The sequence below is a fragment of the Actinotignum timonense genome (assembly GCF_030216305.1).
Taxonomy (GTDB): domain Bacteria; phylum Actinomycetota; class Actinomycetes; order Actinomycetales; family Actinomycetaceae; genus Actinotignum; species Actinotignum timonense_A.
Map to the genome: position 1 here is coordinate 1 of NZ_JASOKT010000032.1, position 831 is coordinate 831.

Here is an 831-nt window from a genome sequence, read left to right on the forward strand (position 1 = left end):
TCGCCATTATCGGCGCGGTAGCGGTTCTTGGTTTAGGCGGATGCTCCAGCGTTGCGGTGGGCGATCCTGACCCGGTGACCCCAATTCCGGTGGCTACCGCCGCGCCGAGCGTTCCGGGAGTCTCCGGGGAATCCACTACCGGGAATCGCACTATGCAAGACCGGGCGGCAGTGACCGATGGTTCTGACGGTTCGGAAGGCGGACGCCCGGTTACGGTTGCGCCCAGCGGCGACGTGGAAGCTCAGCTTGGGGTGCCGGTAGGTCTTTCGGTCGACGGCGCCACTCGGGCGGCATTCACGTTGACAGTCACGGATATTACCCGGGCACAGGAGTGCCCTTCGCGCATCGCGGAACCAGCTGTTTTCACTCCTGAGAACGGCACTTTCCTCGTGGTTGATCTCAGCGCGCAGATGGCAGCTGATTATGCCGCCTACGACCCGGATGCTCCTTTCCTCACCCTGGATCGGGATGCTTTCCATCTCACGGACCGGGAAGGAAATATTCAGGAAGATAGCCACACGGTGCCATCCTACGGGTGTTATTCCACCGCGGAGCGGGTCACTCCGTTTATCAACCCGGGGGAAAGCGCGGCTGGCAAGGTGGTTCTGGAAACCTCCCTGGAGCACGGCTACCTGGTCTACAATCCCTGGGGCGTGCCGGGATCGGGATGGCGCTGGGCTTTCTAAGCGCCGCTCTCATCCGCTCCTAGGCCGCTCCCAATTCGCTCTTTTTGCGTTCCTAATCTGCTCGCGATCCGCTATTAATCCGCGATGGCGTAGGTGCTGCGCACGTAGCGCAGGTAGATCTTGCGGTAGAGCGCGGGGCAGGTAC

Annotated in this window: 1 protein-coding gene; it reads left to right on the forward strand. The window is 61.9% G+C overall.

All coding sequences use genetic code 11. From position 1 onward, the window contains the following. Nucleotides 1-686 (forward strand): hypothetical protein (locus QP305_RS08690; protein ID WP_284904924.1); only part of this gene is annotated, 686 nt, incomplete at its 5' end. Nucleotides 687-831 lie beyond the last annotated feature (145 nt).